General features: G+C 44.4%; 20 protein-coding genes. 15 read left to right on the top strand and 5 right to left on the bottom strand.

Translation table 11 applies throughout. The features are described 5' to 3' along the window. Positions 1-80: 80 nt before the first annotated feature. Positions 81-515: a thioredoxin TrxC gene (gene trxC / locus AB6E78_RS11045; protein ID WP_102566934.1), complete on the bottom strand. Its 435-nt coding sequence runs from the start codon at positions 513-515 to the stop codon at positions 81-83. A 122-nt stretch (positions 516-637) separates the two neighbouring features. On the opposite strand from trxC, the gene AB6E78_RS11040 reads away from it, so the two are divergent. From AB6E78_RS11040 to AB6E78_RS11020, 5 genes are all read left to right on the top strand, one after another. Next, positions 638-1,735 (top strand): ketoacyl-ACP synthase III, encoded by a 1,098-nt coding sequence (locus tag AB6E78_RS11040; protein ID WP_017060124.1) that lies wholly within the window; start codon positions 638-640, stop codon positions 1,733-1,735. Between the two features lie 22 nt (positions 1,736-1,757). After that, positions 1,758-2,222, top strand: a complete 465-nt coding sequence (locus tag AB6E78_RS11035) for a GNAT family N-acetyltransferase (protein ID WP_029235379.1) — start codon at positions 1,758-1,760, stop codon at positions 2,220-2,222. 97 nt (positions 2,223-2,319) lie between these two features. Then, entirely contained in the window at positions 2,320-3,552 is a 1,233-nt protein-coding gene (locus tag AB6E78_RS11030; RefSeq protein ID WP_372133436.1) for a glycosyltransferase, read from the top strand. Between the two features lie 202 nt (positions 3,553-3,754). Beyond that, positions 3,755-4,216, top strand: a complete 462-nt coding sequence (locus AB6E78_RS11025; protein ID WP_010429747.1) for a YeeE/YedE family protein — start codon at positions 3,755-3,757, stop codon at positions 4,214-4,216. After that, the gene (locus AB6E78_RS11020) at positions 4,216-4,647 is read left to right on the top strand and encodes a YeeE/YedE family protein (protein WP_016787649.1); all 432 of its coding nucleotides are present in this window, start codon (positions 4,216-4,218) and stop codon (positions 4,645-4,647) included. Before AB6E78_RS11025 ends, AB6E78_RS11020 begins: the two co-directional genes overlap by 1 nt. A gap of 163 nt (positions 4,648-4,810) precedes the next feature. Here AB6E78_RS11020 and AB6E78_RS11015 read toward each other — a convergent pair whose 3' ends face one another. Next, positions 4,811-5,686 (bottom strand): endonuclease/exonuclease/phosphatase family protein, encoded by an 876-nt coding sequence (locus AB6E78_RS11015; protein ID WP_017064569.1) that lies wholly within the window; start codon positions 5,684-5,686, stop codon positions 4,811-4,813. 303 nt (positions 5,687-5,989) lie between these two features. Here AB6E78_RS11015 and nrdD point away from each other — a divergent pair, with 303 nt between their 5' ends. Both nrdD and nrdG read left to right on the top strand, forming a co-directional pair. Next, the gene (gene nrdD / locus AB6E78_RS11010; protein ID WP_102394372.1) at positions 5,990-8,110 is read left to right on the top strand and encodes an anaerobic ribonucleoside-triphosphate reductase; all 2,121 of its coding nucleotides are present in this window, start codon (positions 5,990-5,992) and stop codon (positions 8,108-8,110) included. Positions 8,111-8,265: 155 nt separating this feature from the next. Further along, positions 8,266-8,736, top strand: coding sequence for an anaerobic ribonucleoside-triphosphate reductase-activating protein (nrdG, locus tag AB6E78_RS11005; RefSeq protein ID WP_017069098.1), 471 nt, complete (start codon positions 8,266-8,268; stop codon positions 8,734-8,736). A gap of 104 nt (positions 8,737-8,840) precedes the next feature. On the opposite strand, the gene AB6E78_RS11000 is transcribed toward nrdG, so the two are convergent. Next, positions 8,841-10,268, bottom strand: coding sequence for an MATE family efflux transporter (locus tag AB6E78_RS11000; RefSeq protein ID WP_137001490.1), 1,428 nt, complete (start codon positions 10,266-10,268; stop codon positions 8,841-8,843). A 169-nt stretch (positions 10,269-10,437) separates the two neighbouring features. On the opposite strand from AB6E78_RS11000, the gene AB6E78_RS10995 reads away from it, so the two are divergent. The 4 genes from AB6E78_RS10995 to AB6E78_RS10980 all read left to right on the top strand — a co-directional run bounded on the left by AB6E78_RS10995 (position 10,438) and on the right by AB6E78_RS10980 (position 15,333). Continuing rightward, entirely contained in the window at positions 10,438-11,277 is an 840-nt protein-coding gene (locus tag AB6E78_RS10995) for an AraC family transcriptional regulator (RefSeq protein WP_137001489.1), read from the top strand. A 242-nt stretch (positions 11,278-11,519) separates the two neighbouring features. Continuing rightward, the gene (locus tag AB6E78_RS10990; RefSeq protein WP_017064572.1) at positions 11,520-12,704 is read left to right on the top strand and encodes an amino acid aminotransferase; all 1,185 of its coding nucleotides are present in this window, start codon (positions 11,520-11,522) and stop codon (positions 12,702-12,704) included. An 11-nt stretch (positions 12,705-12,715) separates the two neighbouring features. Continuing rightward, positions 12,716-13,402: an ATP-dependent zinc protease gene (locus AB6E78_RS10985; protein ID WP_017069095.1), complete on the top strand. Its 687-nt coding sequence runs from the start codon at positions 12,716-12,718 to the stop codon at positions 13,400-13,402. Between the two features lie 323 nt (positions 13,403-13,725). Continuing rightward, positions 13,726-15,333, top strand: a complete 1,608-nt coding sequence (locus AB6E78_RS10980; RefSeq protein ID WP_080582218.1) for an ABC-F family ATPase — start codon at positions 13,726-13,728, stop codon at positions 15,331-15,333. A gap of 137 nt (positions 15,334-15,470) precedes the next feature. Here AB6E78_RS10980 and AB6E78_RS10975 read toward each other — a convergent pair whose 3' ends face one another. Together AB6E78_RS10975 and AB6E78_RS10970 are read right to left on the bottom strand one after the other, a co-directional pair. Then, positions 15,471-15,995, bottom strand: coding sequence for a hypothetical protein (locus tag AB6E78_RS10975; protein ID WP_017060115.1), 525 nt, complete (start codon positions 15,993-15,995; stop codon positions 15,471-15,473). Positions 15,996-16,093: 98 nt separating this feature from the next. Continuing rightward, positions 16,094-16,471 carry a YgiW/YdeI family stress tolerance OB fold protein gene (locus AB6E78_RS10970; RefSeq protein WP_048608277.1) on the bottom strand — a complete coding sequence of 126 codons (378 nt, stop codon included), beginning with the start codon at positions 16,469-16,471 and terminating at the stop codon, positions 16,094-16,096. A gap of 278 nt (positions 16,472-16,749) precedes the next feature. On the opposite strand from AB6E78_RS10970, the gene AB6E78_RS10965 reads away from it, so the two are divergent. The 4 genes from AB6E78_RS10965 to modC are packed head-to-tail and all read left to right on the top strand — an operon-like array spanning position 16,750 to position 20,833. Further along, entirely contained in the window at positions 16,750-18,216 is a 1,467-nt protein-coding gene (locus AB6E78_RS10965; RefSeq protein WP_372052282.1) for a cobyric acid synthase, read from the top strand. Between the two features lie 56 nt (positions 18,217-18,272). Further along, positions 18,273-19,031 carry a molybdate ABC transporter substrate-binding protein gene (gene modA / locus AB6E78_RS10960; RefSeq protein WP_017060111.1) on the top strand — a complete coding sequence of 253 codons (759 nt, stop codon included), beginning with the start codon at positions 18,273-18,275 and terminating at the stop codon, positions 19,029-19,031. After that, a complete protein-coding gene (gene modB / locus AB6E78_RS10955) occupies positions 19,032-19,730 on the top strand; it encodes a molybdate ABC transporter permease subunit (RefSeq protein WP_017060110.1) in 699 nt (232 codons plus the stop codon). It begins immediately after the preceding gene. Beyond that, on the top strand, positions 19,727-20,833 hold the full coding sequence (gene modC / locus AB6E78_RS10950) for a molybdenum ABC transporter ATP-binding protein ModC (protein WP_017067812.1): 1,107 nt from the start codon (positions 19,727-19,729) through the stop codon (positions 20,831-20,833). Before modB ends, modC begins: the two co-directional genes overlap by 4 nt. Positions 20,834-20,896 lie beyond the last annotated feature (63 nt).

Below are 20,896 nucleotides of genomic sequence, written 5' to 3'. Positions count from 1 at the left end.
TATCTAACTATTTTTGTGTGCTTACTTAGAATAAAGCAAAATCTAAATCAATAGCTTAATCAATAGCTTAAGTAATGGTGTTACTTGGTTAGAGCTTGATTAAGCCACTGATCAAATTGACCTTTTGGCAGTGCACCGTTAATCGTATCGACACGTTTACCGTCTTTAAACACCATCACGGTCGGAATGCTTCTGATTTGATAAACAGCTGCGAGCTGCTGCTGAGCTTCAGTATCAATCTTAACGAATCGAACATCTCCAGAGCGTTCTTTTGCAACGTCGCTGAACACGGGCGCGAAGCCCACACATGGGTTACACCATGTTGCCCAGAAATCGACAACTACAGGTTGTGAACTGTTCAAGATAGATTGGAAATTAAGTGACGTTCCCTCGATAGGAGCGCCATCGAGCAGTGCTGTTTTGCACTTACCACAAGTTGGGCTTTCTGAAATTCTTTCTGAAGGAACTCGGTTTACGCCATTGCAAGAAGGGCAGCGTGTGTTGAATGTAGACATAACTTTCTCTTTTTATTGCAACTCCGTGGCTAACGCGATTTACGAATCACGCACAGAGCGCTTATACTGTTTAAAACAAGAATACGATACTTAAATAAAAACAAACAATAAACAGGTAAATGATGACAAAATTTTACGCCGAAATTACTGGCTGGGGAAAGTGTCTGCCACCAGCCGTGCTATCCAATGATGATTTAAGCACTTTCATTGATACGTCTGACGAGTGGATTCGTACTCGAACTGGTATCGAAAATCGTCGTATCAGTCATGTAAATACCTCTGAGCTAGCGACCGTTGCTGCTCAACATGCAATGGCGTGTGCTGGTTTAACAGCCGAAGATATCGATCTTGTGATCGTAGCGACGTGCAGTCCAGACTCTCTTATTCCAAATACCGCGTCTAAAGTTCAACAGAACTTAGGCATCAAGAGCGCAGCAGCTTTTGACCTTAATGCAGCGTGTACAGGCTTTATCTACGGTGTTGAAACAGCAACTCGATTGATTCAAGCGGGCAACTACCGCAATGCGATCGTTGTGGGTGCAGAGCGTCTTTCATTCTTCATCGACTGGACCAAGCGTGATACTGCGGTTCTATTCGGTGATGGCGCTGGCGCTGTGGTTTTATCGCGTACTGAAGAACAAGTGGGTTTACAAGAAGCTCAAATCGGTTGTGACGCAGAGGGCCGTGACATTCTAGCAGTACCAAAATTCGGTACGTCTATGGACCGCTTTGCTGCTGATAACGGTTACTGGGATTTTGATTTCGTTGGTAAAGAGATCTTCAAGCGTGCAGTGAAAGGAATGGGCGCTGCAGCACATACAGTATTGAGTCGCACTGGCATCTCAACTGAAAACATCGATGTTGTGATTCCGCACCAAGCGAACATCCGAATTATTCAAACTCTGTGTGATATGGCGGGCATTGAACGTGAGAAAGCGTTTGTGAACATTCAAAACTATGGCAACACGTCGGCTGCGACTGTGCCAATTGCATTGTGTGAATCGTTAGAGCAAGGCTTTGTTAAACCGAACTCAAACATCCTTGTGGCGGCATTCGGTGCCGGTTTAACTTGGGGGGCAGGCCATATTAAGTGGGGTAGCCGTGTTGATCCGTTAGGTCAATCGGACGCTAAGCTTCCAGAAGCAGATAGCTCGGCATTAGAACTTCTAGAGAGAGCCATTTTACACTGTAAAACGCGTCCTAATTCTGAGAATGAGTAGCAGCATGGCGCAAGTTCGTTTTATGACAGAAGCCGACCTCGATGGAGCGGCTTTAGTTCACCAAGCAACTTTTGTTCGACAGCAAAACTCAAAAAATTGGTTACAATGTAACTTAAATGCTGCGCCACGCTTTCTTAACTTTGTTGCTGAAAGCGATGGCGAGATTGTCGGCTACATTATTTGGGTTCAAAAGAGTGGGTTTAGGCCTGAAGCTGTTTTGGAGCTAGAACAACTTGCTGTGTTACCGAGTGCTCAGGGGCAAGGATTGGGCAAAAAGCTGATTCTAGACTCTTTGCCTCAAGTGAAGCAGAAGCTATCAGAGCAGGGCTCGACACTAAAACATGTATTAGTGACCACCAGAGCAGATAACTTTGCACAAAAGCTCTATCAGTCGACATTGGGCGCTCAAGTCGAAACCACGATTTCAAACTTTTACTCAGCCGATGAAGTGCTTATGATAGCTCGCAATGTAGGTGAACGAATCTGATCGCTGAGTTCTTAGAACCATTATTATCAGCGGCATAACTCGATTAACGTTTTATTAGGGGCTTCTGTGGCCCTTTTGTTATTTCTTAGGAAGTATTTTGAAGAAAGTTTTAGCAATTGGCTACGTTTGGCCAGAACCGAATTCATCGGCGGCTGGCAGCCATATGATGTCTCTTTTACGTCTATTTAAGAGACAAGGTTGGTCAGTTGAATTTGCAACACCCGCTCAAGAAACCGAGCACATGATTGATCTCTCTGAAGAGGGCATCACAAGCCAATCTATACAGTTAAATTGCGATAGCTTTGACGATTACATTGAAGAGCTGCAGCCCGATGTTGTGATGTTTGACCGTTTTATGATGGAAGAGCAGTTTGGTTGGCGCGTGGAAAAGGTATGCCCGAATGCGTTTAAGTTACTGGATACGGAAGATTTACAGTTCTTACGTAATGCTCGACACGAAGCGGTTAAGAAAGAGACAGAACTGACTAAAGCGCATTTGTACAGTGACTTGGCTAAACGTGAAATTGCCGCGATTCTACGCTGTGATCTTTCGTTGATCATTTCTAGCTACGAGATGGAACTGCTTCAAGCTGAGTTCAATATCGATCCCAAACTGCTTCATCATCTGCCGTTCATGGTTGATCTTAATACGCTTCCTGAAAGCACGAAAAGCTTTGAAGAACGTAAGCATTTCATGACGATAGGCAACTTTAGACACGCACCGAACTGGGATGCCGTACTTCAGCTACAGAAGATTTGGCCGAAGATTCGTAAACAGTTACCTGACACTGAACTTCATATTTATGGATCGTATCCGCCGCCAAAAGCAACCGCTTTGCATAACCCTAAAACTGGCTTCCATATCAAAGGTTGGGCGAAAGACGCTCAAGAAGTGATGGAAGATGCACGTGTTTGTGTTGCGCCATTACGTTTTGGCGCTGGCATTAAAGGCAAGTTACTTGATGCGATGAAGCTGCAAACTCCGAATGTAACCAGCGAGATCGGCAGTGAAGGCATGCTACCGCAAGGTGAACTGCAATGGCCGGGCGCAGTGTCAGATGATATTGATGAGTTTGTTGAACAAGCTGTCGCTCTTTATAAAGATGAAAAGAAATGGCTTAAAGCTCAAAGCCAATGTCATTCAATTCTTGAAGCGCACTATGAACAGAATCAACTGGGCGACAAATTGATCGAGCGACTGACTGCGCTAGGTTCTGAGCTTGATGCGCATCGACTGAATAATTTCTTTGGTTCAATGCTTAAGCACCATAGTATGGCGAGCACTAAGTACATGTCGCAATGGATTGCTGAGAAGAACAAGGTCAAATAGCTGTTCTTTACCAAAGACAGAATAAATCTTAAGCCCTTAGGTTAACGCCTAGGGGCTTTTTTCATGCAGGGCGCTTGTTAATTCCAGACTTACAAAACGACACATACTCGCAGTACATTAGCATTGACTAATTTATATTTATTAGTAAACTCTAATTTATAGGTTGTTATGAGTTTATGATGTTTGTGGATAGGAGAGGTTTGTGCTTAGTTTGATTCCTTGGGATGCTTTTTTCGGCGGCATGTTGTTAGGCGTGTCGGCCATTGTTTTAATGTTGGGGATTGGTCGAGTTGCTGGCATTAGTGGCATTGTCAGCCGATTATTGCCAACTGGCACCAGCAACAAAGAACGTAAAGATGCGGATACAGCAAACACCGAAAAACACTGGCGTATCGCCTTTGTTGTGGGAATGGTCGCAAGTGGTTGGCTATTAATTCCGACGGGCTACCAACTTCCGCAGTTAGAAGAGATGAATCTCGCTTTAGTGATTATTGCTGGCCTTCTGGTGGGCTTTGGTACTAAAACAGCGAACGGTTGTACTAGCGGGCATGGCATTGTCGGAATGGCGCGTTTATCTAAACGTTCTATTGTTGCGACCTGTGTATTTATGGGTGTGGCAATCGTAACCGTGTTTATCAAGAATCTGACTGGCTTGGGGGCATAATGAAAAACGCTTCATTTACTATCGTTATCGGTTTGGTCGCAGGTATTCTTTTTGGCTCTGGCATGATCATCTCAGGGATGGTTGATCCTGAGAAGGTACTCGGCTTCTTAGACATTACCGGTAACTGGGACATTAGTTTGGCATTCGTCATGGGTGGCGCGCTATTGGTCTTTGCACCGTTTTATCATCTGGTCATTAAAAAGCGCGCTAAAGCCATCAATGGCGAGCCGTTAGATAGCCGTAACAATCCGTTGATAGACAGAAAGCTGATTCTTGGATCTACAGCGTTTGGCTTAGGCTGGGGGATTGCAGGCTTTTGCCCAGGCCCTGCGGTAACCAGCCTAAGTGGCGGCAACCCGACGGTGTGGGTGTTTATGATAAGCATGCTGGTGGGAATGTGGCTGGCGGATCGTATGAACAAAACGTGTTAGTAGCAAGCTTATAGCTGATTACATTGGCTTTGACGTTATCCGTTCTGAGCTGACCAAGCATAGAGGTTGACTCGCTTTCAGCACGAAAGTCAGTCAGCCTCTTTCTATATTTACTGTTTCTATTATTTTCAGTTATCTACAATCTGCTGTTATCTAAAATCTACTATTTAATAGTCGTTGAAACTGGACAGTGGTCGCTGAGTTTGTAGTCCAGAACATCTTGTGTTTCAAATACCTTCTGCTTTGCAGGAGAAGCATTTAGCGACTCACTCACCACAATATGATCAATAACAGAGCGGAACTGATGTGTGCGATAATTGTTGCGGTTAGAGCGTACCTTACAATCTGCACGGGTCTTTCGTGTCGCTAACTGCGCATCAGTATATTGTGATAACTCTTTCCACATCCAATCTCGTGAGTAAGCGAGGTTATGGTTAAAGTCGCCAAGAATGGCGTAGTCTTCGTTATTGCGCTCTCTTTGCTTTATCCACTTGTTCAGTTGCTGAGCTTGCTCTTTTAAACGAGAGCAATCGCGGTTGGACTTATACGCTCCGCTACAACCTGCCTTTAAATGCACAGACAACATGTGAATGGGTTTAAAGTTTGTTTCTACAACGATATAGCTGGCAAACCTAAGTTTACTGTTGGATGTGGTTTCAAGCGGAAAGTCAGCGTAGTCGGTGAGGGCTACTCCTTTACGAACTGCAAATCCCGTGTATTGGTTCACTTCTTTAAATTGGCGGTTGCTGTTCTTAGATAGCGCCCGGTCAGACATCAATATCTTGTATTGATCACCAGCCACACGCTGAATGGCATTTACGTTATCGACTTCTTGAAACGCAACCACGTCTGCGTCTAAGGATTGAAAATAAGTTGCGAGTTTGTCGAAATCAGCTTGATCACGTTTGTCAGAAAACTTATTCACAGCCTCGTTGGTTGATAACCATTCGATATTCCAACTGGATATGGTCAAAGGTTCAGCAAATGTCTGGCTACTGAGTAAGCAGCCTAACATTATCCAGTTTTGAAGTCGTTTCATGCCAAATATCCCTAATTTTGTCTGCCAATATTGATGAGCCGTTATCCTACAACACTTACCAAAAATTCAACTCTTTTTAGGAGTTTTTTTATTGTTACATTGTTTCTTTTCGACTTGAGAACTAGCGTAATAATATTGAATTGATCTTAGTCAGCGTTCTCTTTTTATTGATCCAAATCAATACTCAAAGTTGGTGGTTCTCGTTAAATACGCCACAATATCTAGTGTTAGTTAAACGATAAATCGCTCTATATAGTGTGTTTGTGGATAAGTCTGTGAATACCTCAAGAGTAAGGAGAAGTGGTGAAATCAATCGTAATCAAGCGTGATGGCTCAAGAGCTCCATTCAGTAGAGATCGCATCCAAGCTGCAGTGGAAGCAGCATCAGACAAAGCCGATAAGGAAATTGCTATTTATGCACTGAATGTGGCATTAGCAGTTGAGTTGAAGCTCGAAGACTACGATGAAGTTCATATCTCTGAAATTCAAACCATGGTCGAGAACGAGCTAATGCAGGGACCATACAAGTCTCTGGCTCGTGCCTACATTGAATATCGTCATGACCGCGACATCGCCCGTGAGAAGCAAAGCGCTTTAACTCGTGAGATCGAAGGTTTGATCGAAGAAAGCAACGTTGATCTAATCAATGAAAACGCGAACAAAGATGGCAAAGTAATCCCAACTCAGCGTGACCTGCTGGCGGGTATCGTGGCTAAACACTATGCAAAAACTCACATTTTGCCACGTGATATCGTACATGCTCACGAATGTGGTGATATTCACTACCACGATCTAGACTACGCACCGTTCTTCCCAATGTTTAACTGCATGCTTATCGATCTGAAAGGCATGTTAACGCATGGCTTCAAGATGGGTAACGCGGAAATCGACACACCTAAGTCTATTTCTACGGCGACAGCGGTAACCGCGCAGATCATCGCGCAAGTGGCGAGTCACATCTACGGCGGCACAACGATTAACCGCATCGATGAGGTTCTTGAACCTTACGTTATGGCGAGCTACGAGAAGCACTTATCGCTAGCGAAAGAGTGGGACATTCATAGCCCAGAAGCTTTTGCTATCTCTCGCACAGAGAAAGAGTGTTACGACGCGTTCCAATCTCTGGAGTACGAAGTAAACACGCTGCACACCGCTAATGGTCAAACACCATTCGTGACGTTTGGTTTTGGTTTAGGTGAAAGCTGGGGCTCGAAATTGATTCAGCAATCAATCTTGAAAAACCGCATTGCAGGTTTGGGTAAGAACCGTAAAACAGCCGTGTTCCCTAAACTGGTATTTGCGATCAAAGATGGTTTGAACCACCAGAAGCAAGATCCAAACTACGACATCAAGCAATTAGCGCTAGAGTGTGCGTCTAAGCGTATGTACCCAGACATTCTTAACTACGACAAAGTAGTAGAAGTGACAGGGTCATTTAAAACGCCTATGGGTTGTCGTAGCTTCTTGAATACTTATGAAGAAAATGGTGAGTTGATTCACGAAGGCCGTAACAACTTAGGTGTTGTTAGCTTGAACTTGCCACGTATTGCGATTAACGCAAAACAAGATATGGCTAAGTTCTACGAACTGCTTGATGATAAACTCAAGCTGGCTCGTCGTGCATTAGAAACTCGTATTTCTCGTCTAGAAAACGTGAAAGCGCGTGTTGCTCCAATCCTATACATGGAAGGTGCGTGTGGCGTTCGCTTGAAAGCAGACGACTCTATTGCAGACATCTTCAAGAACGGCCGTGCGTCTGTTTCTCTTGGTTACATTGGTATCCACGAAGCGATGACAGCACTTTACGGTACTGACGTTCACCTGTACGACGATGGCGAAATGCGTGCTAAAGCGCTTGAGCTGGTGGAGTACATGAAGCGTGAAGTGGAATCTTGGACGAAAGAGACAGGTTACGCATTCAGCCTATACGGCACACCAAGTGAAAACCTATGTAGCCGTTTCTGCAGCATCGACACCAAAGAATTTGGTGTGATTGATGGTGTGACAGACCGTGGTTACTACACCAACAGCTTCCACTTAGATGTGCAGAAGACAGTGAACCCATACGACAAGATCGATTTCGAGATGCCTTATCCTGAAATTTCTAGCGGTGGTTTTATCTGTTACGGCGAATTCCCGAACATGCAGAAGAACATCGAAGCACTAGAAAACGTATGGGATTACAGCTACACACGTGTTCCTTACTACGGCACTAACACACCGATTGATGAGTGTTACGAATGTGGTTACAACGGTGAGTTCGACTGTACAAGTAAGGGCTTTACGTGTCCTAAATGTGGCAACCATGACTCAACCAAAGTATCGGTGACGCGCCGTGTTTGTGGTTACCTTGGTAGCCCAGATGCACGACCATTTAACTTCGGTAAGCAAGAAGAAGTTAAACGCCGCGTGAAGCATCTTTAGTAAGCTCTAAGATTATTAGCTAGCTTACTTAGAAGAGCTACGTTTCAAGAAATATGTTTGGTATCGGCGCTATGTCGATACCAATTCATTTGTTTCAACTCTCGCTACTTTTCGAGTTAAACCATTAAGCCATCACGAGTTTTCAATACTGCCTTATGAATTATCACCAATATCACCCAATCGACGTTGTAAATGGCCCTGGAACACGCTGCACTTTGTTTGTGTCGGGTTGTGTACACCAGTGTCGCGGGTGTTATAACCAATCAACGCAAAGGTTGGACTCCGGGCATTTGTTTACTCAAGAGCTGCAAGACCACATTATCGCTGATCTCAATGATCCACGAATCAAGCGTCGTGGCTTGTCGCTTTCAGGTGGTGATCCTCTGCATCCTGCAAATGTATCTGAAGTGCTTAAGCTTGTTCAGCGTGTAAAAGCAGAATGTGAAGGCAAAGACATCTGGATGTGGACGGGCTACGAGCTCGACGAACTCGACGAAAAGCAGAGGCAAGTACTTGAATATGTTGATACTTTGATTGATGGTCGTTTTGAGCAAGATAAAGCGGATCCAATGTTGGATTGGCGTGGTAGTTCAAACCAAATCATCCATCGATTTACTGATATATAACTGCTGTCGTGACTTTGCACACTCGTAAACGAAAAAGGGCTTCATCGTTAGCGCAATGCTACAAATCAGCCCTTGGGTGTGAGTTCTTTGAATCTATCGCCTGTTTATATAGGAATGTGCTCAGGCTCGTCGATTAGATTGTTGATCCATTTCTTAGAGTGAATTCGCTGGCTAGTTAAAGCGATCTTCGCTAACTCCTCCAGTAACACAATCATCAAAACCCATTCTAGCGGCCAACCCAACACCAGCGCAGTAAAGTAAGCAAGGGGAATACCGATTGCCCATTGGCCAAACAGGTCGATGAAGATACTGTAATTGATGTCTCCACCACTTTTCAGCACGCCACCAATACCAACCATATTGAAGACTCTTAGTATCATGCCGAGTGCCATGACTAAGGTGACGTTAACGGCTGTCTCTTTGAGCTCTAAGTGAGTAAGGCCGATCATGTATACGATCGCGGGTTTAGCAAACCAACACACCAAGGCTAATATAGCCGCAAGCCCACAGCTGACCAATACATAACCCCATGCGGTGTTCTCAACACGTTGATAGTTCTTCGCGCCGATCTCGTTGCCTAGAATGATCGAAGCGGCGACCGCAAACCCCATGAACGCCGAGATCAAGATACTTTCTACTGGCGATAACAGCGAAATGATCGCAAGCTCTCCAACACCCATTTGCCCAACTATCACGTTATAAATAAGAATCCCGCCCGCCCATGCTGTGTCATGAACCAACATAGGTATTGCTATCGTGAAGTACTTCTTTCTATGCTTCGGTAATATCGCTTCTCGCCAATTACTTAATGTCGGGAATAGATGCGCGTAGTGTTTCTTCGCCATGATAAGCAGCGCTATCGTCTGAAAGAATCGAGACACCGTGGTGCCAATAGCCGCACCAACTACGCCCAGTTCTGGAAATCCAAACAAACCAAAGATCAGCAATGCATTGAGAATCGCATTAACGATGATTGCCCAAATACTGATCTTGGTGGGTAGCTTGGCTTCGCCGACCGATCGCAGTGCGCTTTCTAAGGGCACTACGATCGCGGTACCAAAAAGGCTGGCTCCTGTTATCCAAAGGTAATCCGTTGCCAAGCGGACGTAATCAGGGTCTGAGGCCACCACAGACACGACTGATTCAGGAGCCAATGTATAAATCAACACAAAGGGGATGATGGTAAAGACAGACAATGCCCATGACTGTGCTAATGTGCGTCTAATTCCGTTGAAATCTCCCGCACCGAAATATTGCGAAGCTAGCACACTGACAGCGCCGCTAATCCCGGATACCATGATCAAGTTGAAGAAAAATATGCGGTTACCCACACCAACCGCCGCAGTTGCAGAGTCACCCAGTTGGTTAACCATAAAAATATCGACCACGCCGAGTAATGAAAACAACATGGTTTGTAGCGATACAGGCAAACCGATGTGTAAAAGCTTTTGCCAAAAATCTTTGTCTAGATGACGATATGTCGAGCGCATCGCATTTCCCCTGTGGTTAATATGCGAGAAGTTTATCGGCATTTGTTTAGGCTGTATTGTTCAGGTTCATCACAAACTTTTGCCAAACTATCTATTTTCAAAAGCTGTCTATTTGTCAAAACGATCTGTTTTCAAAATCATCTATTCCAAAACTATCGAATGACTAAAGTGGCGATTTAATTGCAGGCAAACCTAATGAGCGATCAGTGAAATGAGTGAGAAACACGAACGGTACGAGATCTCTGATCAGACACACCAAGAGTTTGTCGATCAAAGCCATGTATTGGCATTCGAAGAATTGGGTATCGTTCAGTGTGGGACGGCGTCGTGCCGAGATTTCTTTTCTGTCCATCGGAAGAATCCACAGAAACACATGCTGCTTTACACGGTTAGGGGCAAAGGGTGGTTAGAAAGTGGGGCGTGTCGCTATATTCTAGAGCCGGGGTCGTGCATTACTGTGCCTGCAGGCGTTGAGAATGGCTTTGGGATTGAAGAAGAAACATGGCAGATAGCGTGGATCTTTCTATCGCCTGATAAGCATTGGGATAATGTCGTCAATGATGAAGTGAGTTATACGCTCTCTCCTGCAGCCGAAGTCGTCTCGTCTTGTATTCATACCTTGCTGAGAAGTATTGCCTTGCCCATTGATTTAGGCGGAGCGATTGCCATTCACAGCGTAGCCCAAATAGAGTTCATGATTAATGCACCAGTCCCGCAGCAACAGTCTCGAAATTTGATTCGCTTGAGACGTGTGTTCGACAGTGTTCAAAAGCAGCTTCATAAAGAGTGGAATGTGCATGAGCTAGCAAACCTATTTCCTTGTTCAGAGCCGCACTTCCATCGTTTGTGCCAACGTTATTACTCTCATAGCCCGATGACTCATATTATGCGTATGAGAATGGAATACGCTGCAAGGCTGCTCAGGTCGAGTGATTGGTCGATTCAACACATTGGCGAGATAGTTGGATATCCCAATGCCGCTAACTTTAGCACTCGGTTTAAGGCTTGGTCAGGAATGACACCAAGACAATTCAAACAGAGTGCCCAGTAGTAATCTTAATAGAGCACGTGCAAACATAAGAATATAGGAACATAAGACGCATAGAAATAAAGCAATTTGAATTGTGCAATGGGTCATTAGGTGTTTGAAATTTGCACTATTTATCCGTTTGAAACGACCAATCTCTGATTACTTATGGTAACTAAGCGCTTCTATTAAAAAATGTTTCTGATTTTAGTACGAAAATGTTAACGTGAAATCCATTACTTGAATTTCAAAGGGTTGTGACTTTCATGTTTTCACATCTACCAAAACCAACTTTAGATCCAATTCTATCTCTTTCTGTTGCTTACCGCGGCGATACTCGTACTGATAAAGTCGATTTAGGCATTGGCGTTTACAAAAACGACCAAGGCGAAACTCCGATCATGAAAGCCGTTTCTAAGGCTCAAGATATCGTTGTTGAGACTCAGAAAACCAAAGCTTACGTTGGCCTAGCAGGCTGTGAAGAGTTCAACCAAAGCATGGTTGATCTGCTGCTTAAAGGGACTTCTGCAATGGATCGCGTTGCTGCGATTCAAACACCGGGTGCAAGTGGTGCACTTCGCATGTTGGGTGACTTAATGAAAGTTTCTCAACCAGACACCACGGTTTGGATTTCAAACCCAAGCTACGTTAACCACAAACCGGTGATGGAAGCGGCAGGCTTAAAAGTTCGATATTACAATTACTTCAGTCCTGAAACGAAGCAAGTTGATACTGCAAGAATGTTGGATGACCTTTCAAAAGCGGGTCCATCAGATGTGGTACTACTGCACGGTTGCTGTCATAACCCAACGGGTGCGGATATCGACTTTGAGGCGTGGCAGGAAATTACCAAACTATCGCAGAAAAATGGCTTCTTGCCGTTCGTTGATATTGCTTACCAAGGCTTTGGTGATGGCTTAGAAGAAGACGCAAAAGGTCTTCAACACATGGCTAACAACGTCGAAGAGATGTTGATTACGACATCTTGCTCGAAGAACTTCGGTTTATACCGTGAAAGAACGGGTGCCGCTATCGTGATTGGCAAAAACAGCGAACACGTTGGCAATGCTAAAGGTAAGCTTCTAACGCTTGCTCGTTCAACTTACACAATGCCGCCAGATCATGGTGCAGCTTTGGTTAAAACAATTCTTCAGAATCAAGAGCTAACCTCGATTTGGAAGCAAGAATTGAGTGAAATGCAGCAACGTTTGTTAAATCTGCGCCAAAGTTTATGTGATGAATTGCGAAATACTTATAACACGTCACAATTTGACTTCATTGAAAGCCATAAAGGCATGTTTAGTGTACTAGGCTTTAAAGAAACTCAAATGAATCAATTACGTGAAGAATATGGAGTCTATGGTGTTGGTGATGGACGCATCAATATCGCAGGCCTTTCCGAATCTCATATTCCTTATGTAGCAAAAGCGATAGCAAACGTTTCAAAATAGAAGGTGACTGAATGTATAATTGGAAAGCGATTGTAGTTTTAATGCTAAGTGGTGGCCTGTTTGCTTGTTCGGCTACAACTCAAGCTCCTGTTGAGCCAGAGCAAAAGCCTCAAATCGAACAACCTGTTGTGGATGACTCTTCAAAAACTGACGCAACAGAAGGCGAGAAAGTAACGGAACCTACTGAGAAGCCTGAAGAAGTAAAACCAACTGAGCCGGAAGTAAAACCTGCACCTGTTGAAAAACCAGTAGAGAAGGTTAGAAAAACAAGTGACGGCAAACTGATTCTTGGTGAAGAAGAGTGGGTGTTTGTTCCTGGTTTAAAAGAAGCGTTTAAAGCACGTGTCGATACCGGTGCAACAACCTCTTCAATCAGTGCAGTTGATATTGTTGATTTTGAACGTGACGGCAAAGACTGGGTTAAGTTCAAGATTGAACACGACGGAATTACAACTGAAGAGATCAGCTTACCAGTAGAACGCTGGGTTAAGATCAAGCAATCAAGCGCAGAAGGCACACAACGACGCGCTGTGGTTGTAGCTTCGATTCAAATTGGCGATCTAAAAGACAAAACTGAATTTACGCTAGCCGACCGAACGCATCTTTCTTTCCCACTTCTGTTGGGTAGAAGCTTCTTTAGAGATGTTGCGGTTGTCGACGTGAGCAAAAAATACGTTCAGAAGAAAATTACTAAATAACAAGTTCTGCTCGTCATCAAAGCTTTTCGTTTGAAGAGCTATAGTTTCAAAGGTGACGAGCTTAAAAGACTTTTAGTGTTGATAAATGAAATCCCTACCAGTTCTGCTGGTGGGGATTTTTTTATTTACACCCCATAACGTATGAAAAGCATCTAAATGGTCTATGTTTACTATTCGTTTACTGTTTAGCCTCGACAACGTGATCGAGATCTCTATATAATCCGCGCTTCGATTTTTGTTTAATCCATACTTTCGTACTTCTTATTTAGGTTCTTGAAATAGCCTAATAATTATCTGTCAGTACACGCTTAGGAATTAGTTCTTTGATATCTACCGCGAACATCACAATGCAATTTGGCGCAGAGCCGCTGTTTGAAAACATCTCTGCTAAATTTGGTAACGGCAACCGTTATGGTTTGATCGGCGCTAATGGTTGCGGCAAATCAACGTTCATGAAAATCCTAAGTGGCGCATTAACGCCAAGCTCGGGCAACGTTTCTATCACTCCAGGAGAAAAACTGGGTGTGCTAAGCCAAGATCAGTTCGCTTTCGAACAGTACAGCGTTATCGACGTTGTGATCATGGGCGACAGAAAACTTTGGGAAGTAAAACAAGAACGTGACCGCATTTACTCTTTGCCAGAAATGAGCGAAGACGACGGCATGAAAGTCGCAGAACTTGAAAGTGAATTCGCGGAAATGGATGGCTACACAGCAGAAAGCCGTGCTGGCGACATCCTAATTCAAGCGGGTATTGAAGAAGAGTTCCATTTCGGCTTGATGCAGCAAGTAGCTCCAGGTTGGAAACTGCGTGTGCTATTGGCACAAGCTCTGTTTGCAAACCCAGATATCCTGCTTCTTGATGAACCAACCAACAACTTGGACATTCACACGATCAACTGGCTTGCTGAAGAGCTAAACCAGCGTAAATGTACAATGATCATCATTTCGCACGATAGACACTTCCTGAACTCTGTGTGTACACACATGGCAGACATCGACTACGGTGAGCTACGTGTCTACCCTGGTAACTACGAGTACTTCCTAGAAGCATCTGGCTTGATTCGTGAACAGCTTTTAGCAAGCAACGCTAAGAAAGCGGCTGAAATCAGCGAGCTTCAAGATTTCGTAAACCGTTTTGGTGCTAACGCATCTAAAGCAAAACAAGCAAGCTCTCGTGCCAAGAAAATGGATAAGATCACGCTTGATGAAGTGAAATCATCGAGCCGTATGAGCCCATCTATTGATTTTGGCGAAGGTAAGAAACTACACCGTCAAGCGCTTGAACTTCAAGACCTTGGTCACGGCTTCGATGGCGAAACATTGTTTGCCGGTGGTAACTTGCTGCTTGAAGCGGGTACTCGTCTTGCGGTTATCGGTGAGAACGGTGTAGGTAAAACCACGCTGCTACGTTGCCTAGTTCAAGAGCTAGAGCAAAACGAAGGTATCGTAAAATGGTCTGAAAACGCATCTGTAGGCTACTGCCCACAAGATAGTACGTCTGACTTTGATAACGACCTGAGCATCTTCGATTGGATCTCACAATGGCGCACAGTGAAGCACGATGACCTTATGGTACGTGGCATTCTAGGTCGCCTATTGTTTACTGCTGACGATGCGAACAAAAAAGCGCGTAACTGTTCTGGTGGTGAGAAGAACCGTCTGTTATTCGGCAAGCTAATGATGCAAGACATCAACGTGCTTGTAATGGACGAACCAACCAACCACATGGACATGGAAGCAATCCAAGCCCTGAACGACGCGTTGAAGGTTTACACTGGCACGCTTATCTTCGTAAGCCATGACCGAGAGTTCGTTTCTTCATTAGCAACACACATCATCGATGTAAAAGATCAACAGCTAGTGAGCTTCCAAGGTACTTATGAAGAGTACTTAGATCACCAGAAAAAGATGCTGATGGTTAGCTTATAAAGCAAGTCGCTGGCTCAGGTCGTGAACGACTAAAAGCCAGCGAAACTAACAAACAAAAAAGCCCCGAACATTAATATGTTCGGGGCTTTTCTATGTAATACGTTTAGCTATTTATTACTCAGTAATTGAAATCTAGATTAGAATCCGAATCGAGCCGACATTAAGATTTGGTGGCCATATGTGCCGTTATTGCGCATATCAAGACCAACAGACAGTTGATCAGTTGAATGGAAACGAGCACCGATACCCAAAATTGAACGAGTGTCATCGTTGTCGATCAGTTGACCAAGGCGTGCGTTAACTTCAACGTTTGCCATTAACCAAGCTCTCAAGCCAAGGTTAATTTCTGTTTTGATGTGGTTATCGTCATTCCGTTCAATGTTGTGCAGTAACATTTGGCCAGTAACGTCAGCAAATTGACTGATTGGGCCGTTGAATCCCATACCTACCGCTGCATCCCAATCACTTTCAAATTCTGAATCGATACGAGCAACAAAATGAGAGTTCTGAGTGAACATTGTTGTGACTTCACCACCGAAAGTACTTGGGCTAGTACCCATGCGCAGCTCGAATGTGTTGTAGTTAAAGTTGTTTGCAGACGCAGAGAATGAACACAGTGCAGCGAGTCCTAAAAGGACAGTCTTATTCGTGCAACCTAGCATGGTGACTCCATATAAATTGTATTTTGCGGCAGTATAATACAAAAAAGCCTGCAATATGCAGGCCAATTATTTGAAGTCGGTATTTTTATATTAATCGCTTATAGAACCTGGATGTGGTCCACTTCGATTTCAGGTGTCTTACCACCTTCATATTCACCGAAGATACGAACTTTTGTATCAGCGGTCAGTGGTTGTGCTAGGCGGATATCATCATCAAGTTCGATTTGAATTTCACTCTGGCCATCAGAGAAGACAAACGTGTCATTCTTAAGTTGACGAACGATCTTGCCATCCACAATTGCTTCTTGCTCTGCGAACATGCTTGTGTCGGCAAGTAGTGTCGCAACAGAAACGGTTTCAATTGGGCCAGTATAAGCAATAGCGCTTTCGTGCTTGTTGCTGTTGTGGTCACTAGCCATTGCGAAAGTAGGAGCAAGGATAATAGTAGATGCGATAGCTAATACAGTTTTTTTCATGGTGAATCCCTTAATGTTGTTTTTAGTAGAAACGTTTTTCTGAATTTGAAACGTTTCTTTTCGTTAGTACGTTTTTTGTTGAAGCGCCTGTTATCGTTCACAAGCTTCGTTTCGATGGAGCTATTAAACAACACTGGGGTTGAATCCAGAGTGAGTAACACATTCATTTTCCATTCATTTTATTGAGCATCTACTCGGCAATGACGTTAAGATGGTCGCAGAGAAATATTGCCCACAGCTATAAATTGAAAATTAAGAAATTAAGGATTTAAGTACAAATGCGAGCACCATTAAGTGCCCTTATGGTTCAAGGGACAACGTCAGATGCCGGAAAAAGTGTTTTGGTGGCAGGTTTATGCCGTGTTTTGGCAAGGAAAGGAATCAAAGTGGCACCTTTTAAGCCACAAAACATGGCGTTGAACAGTGCTGTGACAAAAGATGGTGGCGAAATTGGCCGTGCTCAAGCGGTTCAGGCGCAAGCTTGTAATATAGAGCCAACCGTTCACATGAACCCTGTATTGCTAAAGCCCAACTCAGATACCGGCGCGCAAGTGATTTTGCAAGGCCGAGCGCTGAGCAACATGGAAGCGACGGGTTATCATGATTACAAGAAAGTGGCGATGGATACAGTTATCGATTCGTTTGACCGACTTTCTGAAGAATATGAAAGCGTGATGATTGAAGGTGCGGGGAGCCCAGCCGAAATCAATCTTCGTGAAAATGATATCGCTAACATGGGATTTGCTGAGAAAGCGGACATCCCTGTGATCATCGTTGCTGATATTGACCGTGGTGGCGTTTTTGCGCATCTCTACGGGACATTAGCTCTATTGTCTGAATCTGAACAAGCTCGTGTAAAAGGCTTTGTGATAAATCGTTTTAGAGGCGATATCGCACTGCTTCAATCTGGCCTAGATTGGCTAGAGGAAAAAACCGGCAAGCCAGTCATTGGTGTTTTGCCATATCTGCATGGTTTTAACTTAGAAGCGGAAGATGCCATTACCTCTGCTCAAGAGTCTGACGGAGAAGCTAAGCTTAAGGTGGCGGTGCCAGTGCTAACCCGAATCAGCAACCATACAGACTTTGACGCGTTAAGATTGAATCCTTCGATTGATTTACGTTATGTCGGTAAAGGCGAACGTGTAAACAATGCTGATTTAATTATCTTGCCGGGTACAAAGTCGGTAAGAGCAGATTTGGATTACCTAAAAGAACAAGGCTGGGATAAAGATATTCAACGCCACCTGCGCTTAGGCGGCAAAGTGATGGGTATCTGCGGTGGCTACCAAATGTTAGGTAACATCATCCACGATCCTGATGGCGTTGAAGGGGAACCCGGCAGCAGCGAAGGGTTAGGGTATCTGGATACTGAAACGACCCTTACACAGCAGAAAACCTTAACCAACGTACGCGGCACCATGACGCTGGATGGCAAAACAGCACAAGTAAAAGGGTATGAAATCCACGTAGGTAGGACTGATGTCAAAGAAACAGCCTTACCGGTTCAGTTAGAATCTGGCAGCCTAGATGGCGCTGTGAATCAAGATAACTCGATTTTTGGTACTTACTTGCATGGCGTATTCGACAACAGTGATGCGTTGTCGCTTATTTGCGAATGGGCAGGAGCCAACGATGTGACCGCGATTGACCACGAACAGCTTAAAGAGCTGGGTATTAATCGAATCGCTGATGCCATCGAAGAGTACTTAAATCTTGATCTGCTTTGGCCAGAGTTAACAGCTTAAGCCGCCATTTAGAAGTTAGCTAAAGAACTTAAACGAACAATAGATAAGTGATAACAATGAAAAAGCGAGTCTTCCTTTTAACCATGGCTTTAACTTCGGCATTGAGTTCTAGTCATCTTTTTGCTGCGGAAAAGCTACGAGTTTACGCTGCATCGTCGATGACCAATGCGGTTAATCTGTTGGTTGAAGAGTTTGAGAAAGACCATTCTGTCGATGTGATTCCTGTGTACGCGAGTACATCGTCTTTGGTGCGACAAATCGAAAGAGGAGCACCAGCAGACATTTTTATCTCGGCAAATGAGAAATGGATGACGCATTTAGTCGATCGTAAATTGGTTTATAGTGACAATGTCACAAACCTATGTGAAAACGAACTGGTGCTGATTGCTCCTAAAGAGACATCGGTAACGTTAGACCTATCAAAAGGTGAACAATGGGCTAAACTGCTTACTAATGAAAGGCTTGCAGTGGGTAACACCATGTCGGTTCCTGCTGGTATCTATGCAAAAGAAGCGTTAGAAACGTTAGGTGTATGGGACGATGTGAAAACTCGATTGGCACCAAGTAACAATGTTCGTATGGCCTTAGCCTTAGTCGAGCGCAGTGAAGCTAAGCTTGGCATTGTCTACAAAACGGATGCGTTGCTTTCTAAAGAAGTAAACCTAGTGTCGACCTTCCCATCAGATCTGCACACACCAATACGTTACCCTGTAGCGAAGTTGAGTGATAAAGTTGTGGCAGAAGAGTTCTATACTTTCCTAAAGAGCGAAAAAGCGAAAGACACCTTGAACAGTTTTGGATTTGAAGTGCGTTAAATGATGTATTTATCGGAATACGAATACCAAGCCTTAATGCTGAGCTTAAAAGTCGCTGGGTTTGCAATCTTATGGCTTATCCCTATCGGTATTGGCTTAGCATGGCTACTTGCTAAGAAACAATTTGTAGGTAAGAGCATTGTTGAGAGTATTGTCCATTTACCTTTGGTACTTCCACCTGTGGTTATTGGCTATTTACTGCTAGTGATGATGGGCAGGCAAGGTATCATAGGTTCGTGGCTCAATGACGTGTTTGGTATTGTATTCAGCTTTAGCTGGAAGGGCGCGGCACTCGCTTGTGTGGTTGTGGCGTTGCCGCTGATGGTTCGCTCTATTAGATTGAGCCTAGAAACCGTAGACAGTAAGCTTGAAGAGGCGGCTGCTACATTAGGCGCTTCACCTCTTCGTGTGTTTTTCACGATCACTTTACCCTTGATGATCCCAGGGGTCATTACCGGCACCATGCTTTCATTCGCAAGAAGCCTAGGGGAGTTTGGCGCGACCATCAGCTTCGTTTCAAATATTCCCGGTGAAACTCAAACCATTCCTTTGGCTATGTATACCTTTATTGAAACCCCTGGCGCTGAAATGGAAGCCGCGCGTTTGTGTGTCATTTCTATTGTGATAGCGCTGGGTTCATTGATGCTATCTGAGTGGCTCAACAAAAAGTCAGCACAACGCTTGGGAGGCAATGCATGAGTGCTTTGATCCTCCAATATCAACAACAACTTGGTGAAACGTTCTTTGATATCGACTTGGAATTACCAAGTAGCGGCATTACGGCAATTTTTGGTCGTTCTGGCGCGGGTAAAACCTCACTTATCAATGCAATCAGTGGCCTTAAACAGCCCGATAAAGGTCTGATCAGCGTATCTGGAACCACACTGTTCGATAGTGAAAATGGCATTAATTTGCCGACTCACAAACGCAACGTCGGTTATGTGTTCCAAGAGTCGCGATTGTTTCCACATATGAAGGTGGCAGCGAACCTTAAATACGGTATGAAAAGCGTCGATCAAGCGCACTTTGAGCAAATAGTCTCGCTGTTGTCTTTGGGTTCATTGCTTGACCGATACCCAGCTCGTTTGTCTGGCGGTGAGAAGCAACGTGTGGCGATTGGCCGCGCTTTGTTATCAAAGCCGAGCATTTTGTTGATGGATGAGCCTTTAGCGTCTCTCGACTTGCCTCGTAAGCGCGAAGTGATGCCATTTCTGGAAAACTTATCCGAAACCGTCCAAATACCGATCATCTATGTCACCCATAGCCTCAATGAAATTTTACGCTTGGCAAATCACCTTGTGATTATTGACCAAGGCAAAGTGATTTCGTCGGGTGTGACGGAAGAGGTTTGGGCATCGAGAGCCATGCAACCTTGGCAATCTTTCTCAGAGCAAAGCTCGTTGTTTGAAGCGACATTAGCGGAACACAATGACGATTATGCGCTGTCTCGCCTGATGCTAGGAAAGTCGACGTCGTTATGGGTTCAGAAAGTATCGAGTGAGCTTGGTACGACAGTGAGGCTGCAAGTTAGGGCAAATGATGTCTCTATCACGCTAGAACGGCCGAAAGGGACTTCTATACGTAACATCCTTCCTGTCACCATTAAAAGCGTAGAGACGCACCAACAAGGCACAAATAAGCAGAGTGTCGCGGTCGAGCTAGAGTTAGAGTCTGGGTGCTACCTATGGGCAACCATTACATTGTGGGCGCTGGATGAGTTAAATCTAGAAATCGGGCAGCGTGTTTACGCTCAAATTAAAGGTGTGAGTGTCGCTCAAAGAGATATCGCGGTAACGCATTAAACCTGACAAGGTCAGTTTTTCGATATTGTCGCGATACTGCCTGTTATAGGTTCTGAAAATTCG

Source organism: Vibrio sp. 10N.247.310.98 (assembly GCF_041467395.1).
Classification (GTDB): Bacteria; Pseudomonadota; Gammaproteobacteria; order Enterobacterales; family Vibrionaceae; genus Vibrio; species Vibrio crassostreae_C.
Note: the sequence above shows the minus strand (reverse complement) of the source record. Positions and strands in the feature narration are given on the sequence as shown.

Bases quoted from the DNA above. Each gene is read 5' to 3' on its own strand.
- AB6E78_RS10970 (WP_048608277.1), bottom strand. From the start codon at position 16,471: ATGAAAAAAACTGTATTAGCTATCGCATCTACTATTATCCTTGCTCCT.
- AB6E78_RS11035 (WP_029235379.1), top strand. From the start codon at position 1,758: ATGACAGAAGCCGACCTCGATGGAGCGGCTTTAGTTCACCAAGCAACT.
- modA (WP_017060111.1), top strand. From the start codon at position 18,273: ATGAAAAAGCGAGTCTTCCTTTTAACCATGGCTTTAACTTCGGCATTG.
- AB6E78_RS10985 (WP_017069095.1), top strand. From the start codon at position 12,716: ATGTATAATTGGAAAGCGATTGTAGTTTTAATGCTAAGTGGTGGCCTG.
- modC (WP_017067812.1), top strand. From the start codon at position 19,727: ATGAGTGCTTTGATCCTCCAATATCAACAACAACTTGGTGAAACGTTC.
- AB6E78_RS10965 (WP_372052282.1), top strand. From the start codon at position 16,750: ATGCGAGCACCATTAAGTGCCCTTATGGTTCAAGGGACAACGTCAGAT.
- AB6E78_RS11000 (WP_137001490.1), bottom strand. From the start codon at position 10,268: ATGCCGATAAACTTCTCGCATATTAACCACAGGGGAAATGCGATGCGC.
- trxC (WP_102566934.1), bottom strand. From the start codon at position 515: ATGTCTACATTCAACACACGCTGCCCTTCTTGCAATGGCGTAAACCGA.
- AB6E78_RS11020 (WP_016787649.1), top strand. From the start codon at position 4,216: ATGAAAAACGCTTCATTTACTATCGTTATCGGTTTGGTCGCAGGTATT.
- nrdG (WP_017069098.1), top strand. From the start codon at position 8,266: ATGAATTATCACCAATATCACCCAATCGACGTTGTAAATGGCCCTGGA.
- AB6E78_RS11040 (WP_017060124.1), top strand. From the start codon at position 638: ATGACAAAATTTTACGCCGAAATTACTGGCTGGGGAAAGTGTCTGCCA.
- AB6E78_RS10995 (WP_137001489.1), top strand. From the start codon at position 10,438: ATGAGTGAGAAACACGAACGGTACGAGATCTCTGATCAGACACACCAA.
- AB6E78_RS10990 (WP_017064572.1), top strand. From the start codon at position 11,520: ATGTTTTCACATCTACCAAAACCAACTTTAGATCCAATTCTATCTCTT.
- AB6E78_RS11015 (WP_017064569.1), bottom strand. From the start codon at position 5,686: ATGAAACGACTTCAAAACTGGATAATGTTAGGCTGCTTACTCAGTAGC.
- modB (WP_017060110.1), top strand. From the start codon at position 19,032: ATGATGTATTTATCGGAATACGAATACCAAGCCTTAATGCTGAGCTTA.
- AB6E78_RS10975 (WP_017060115.1), bottom strand. From the start codon at position 15,995: ATGCTAGGTTGCACGAATAAGACTGTCCTTTTAGGACTCGCTGCACTG.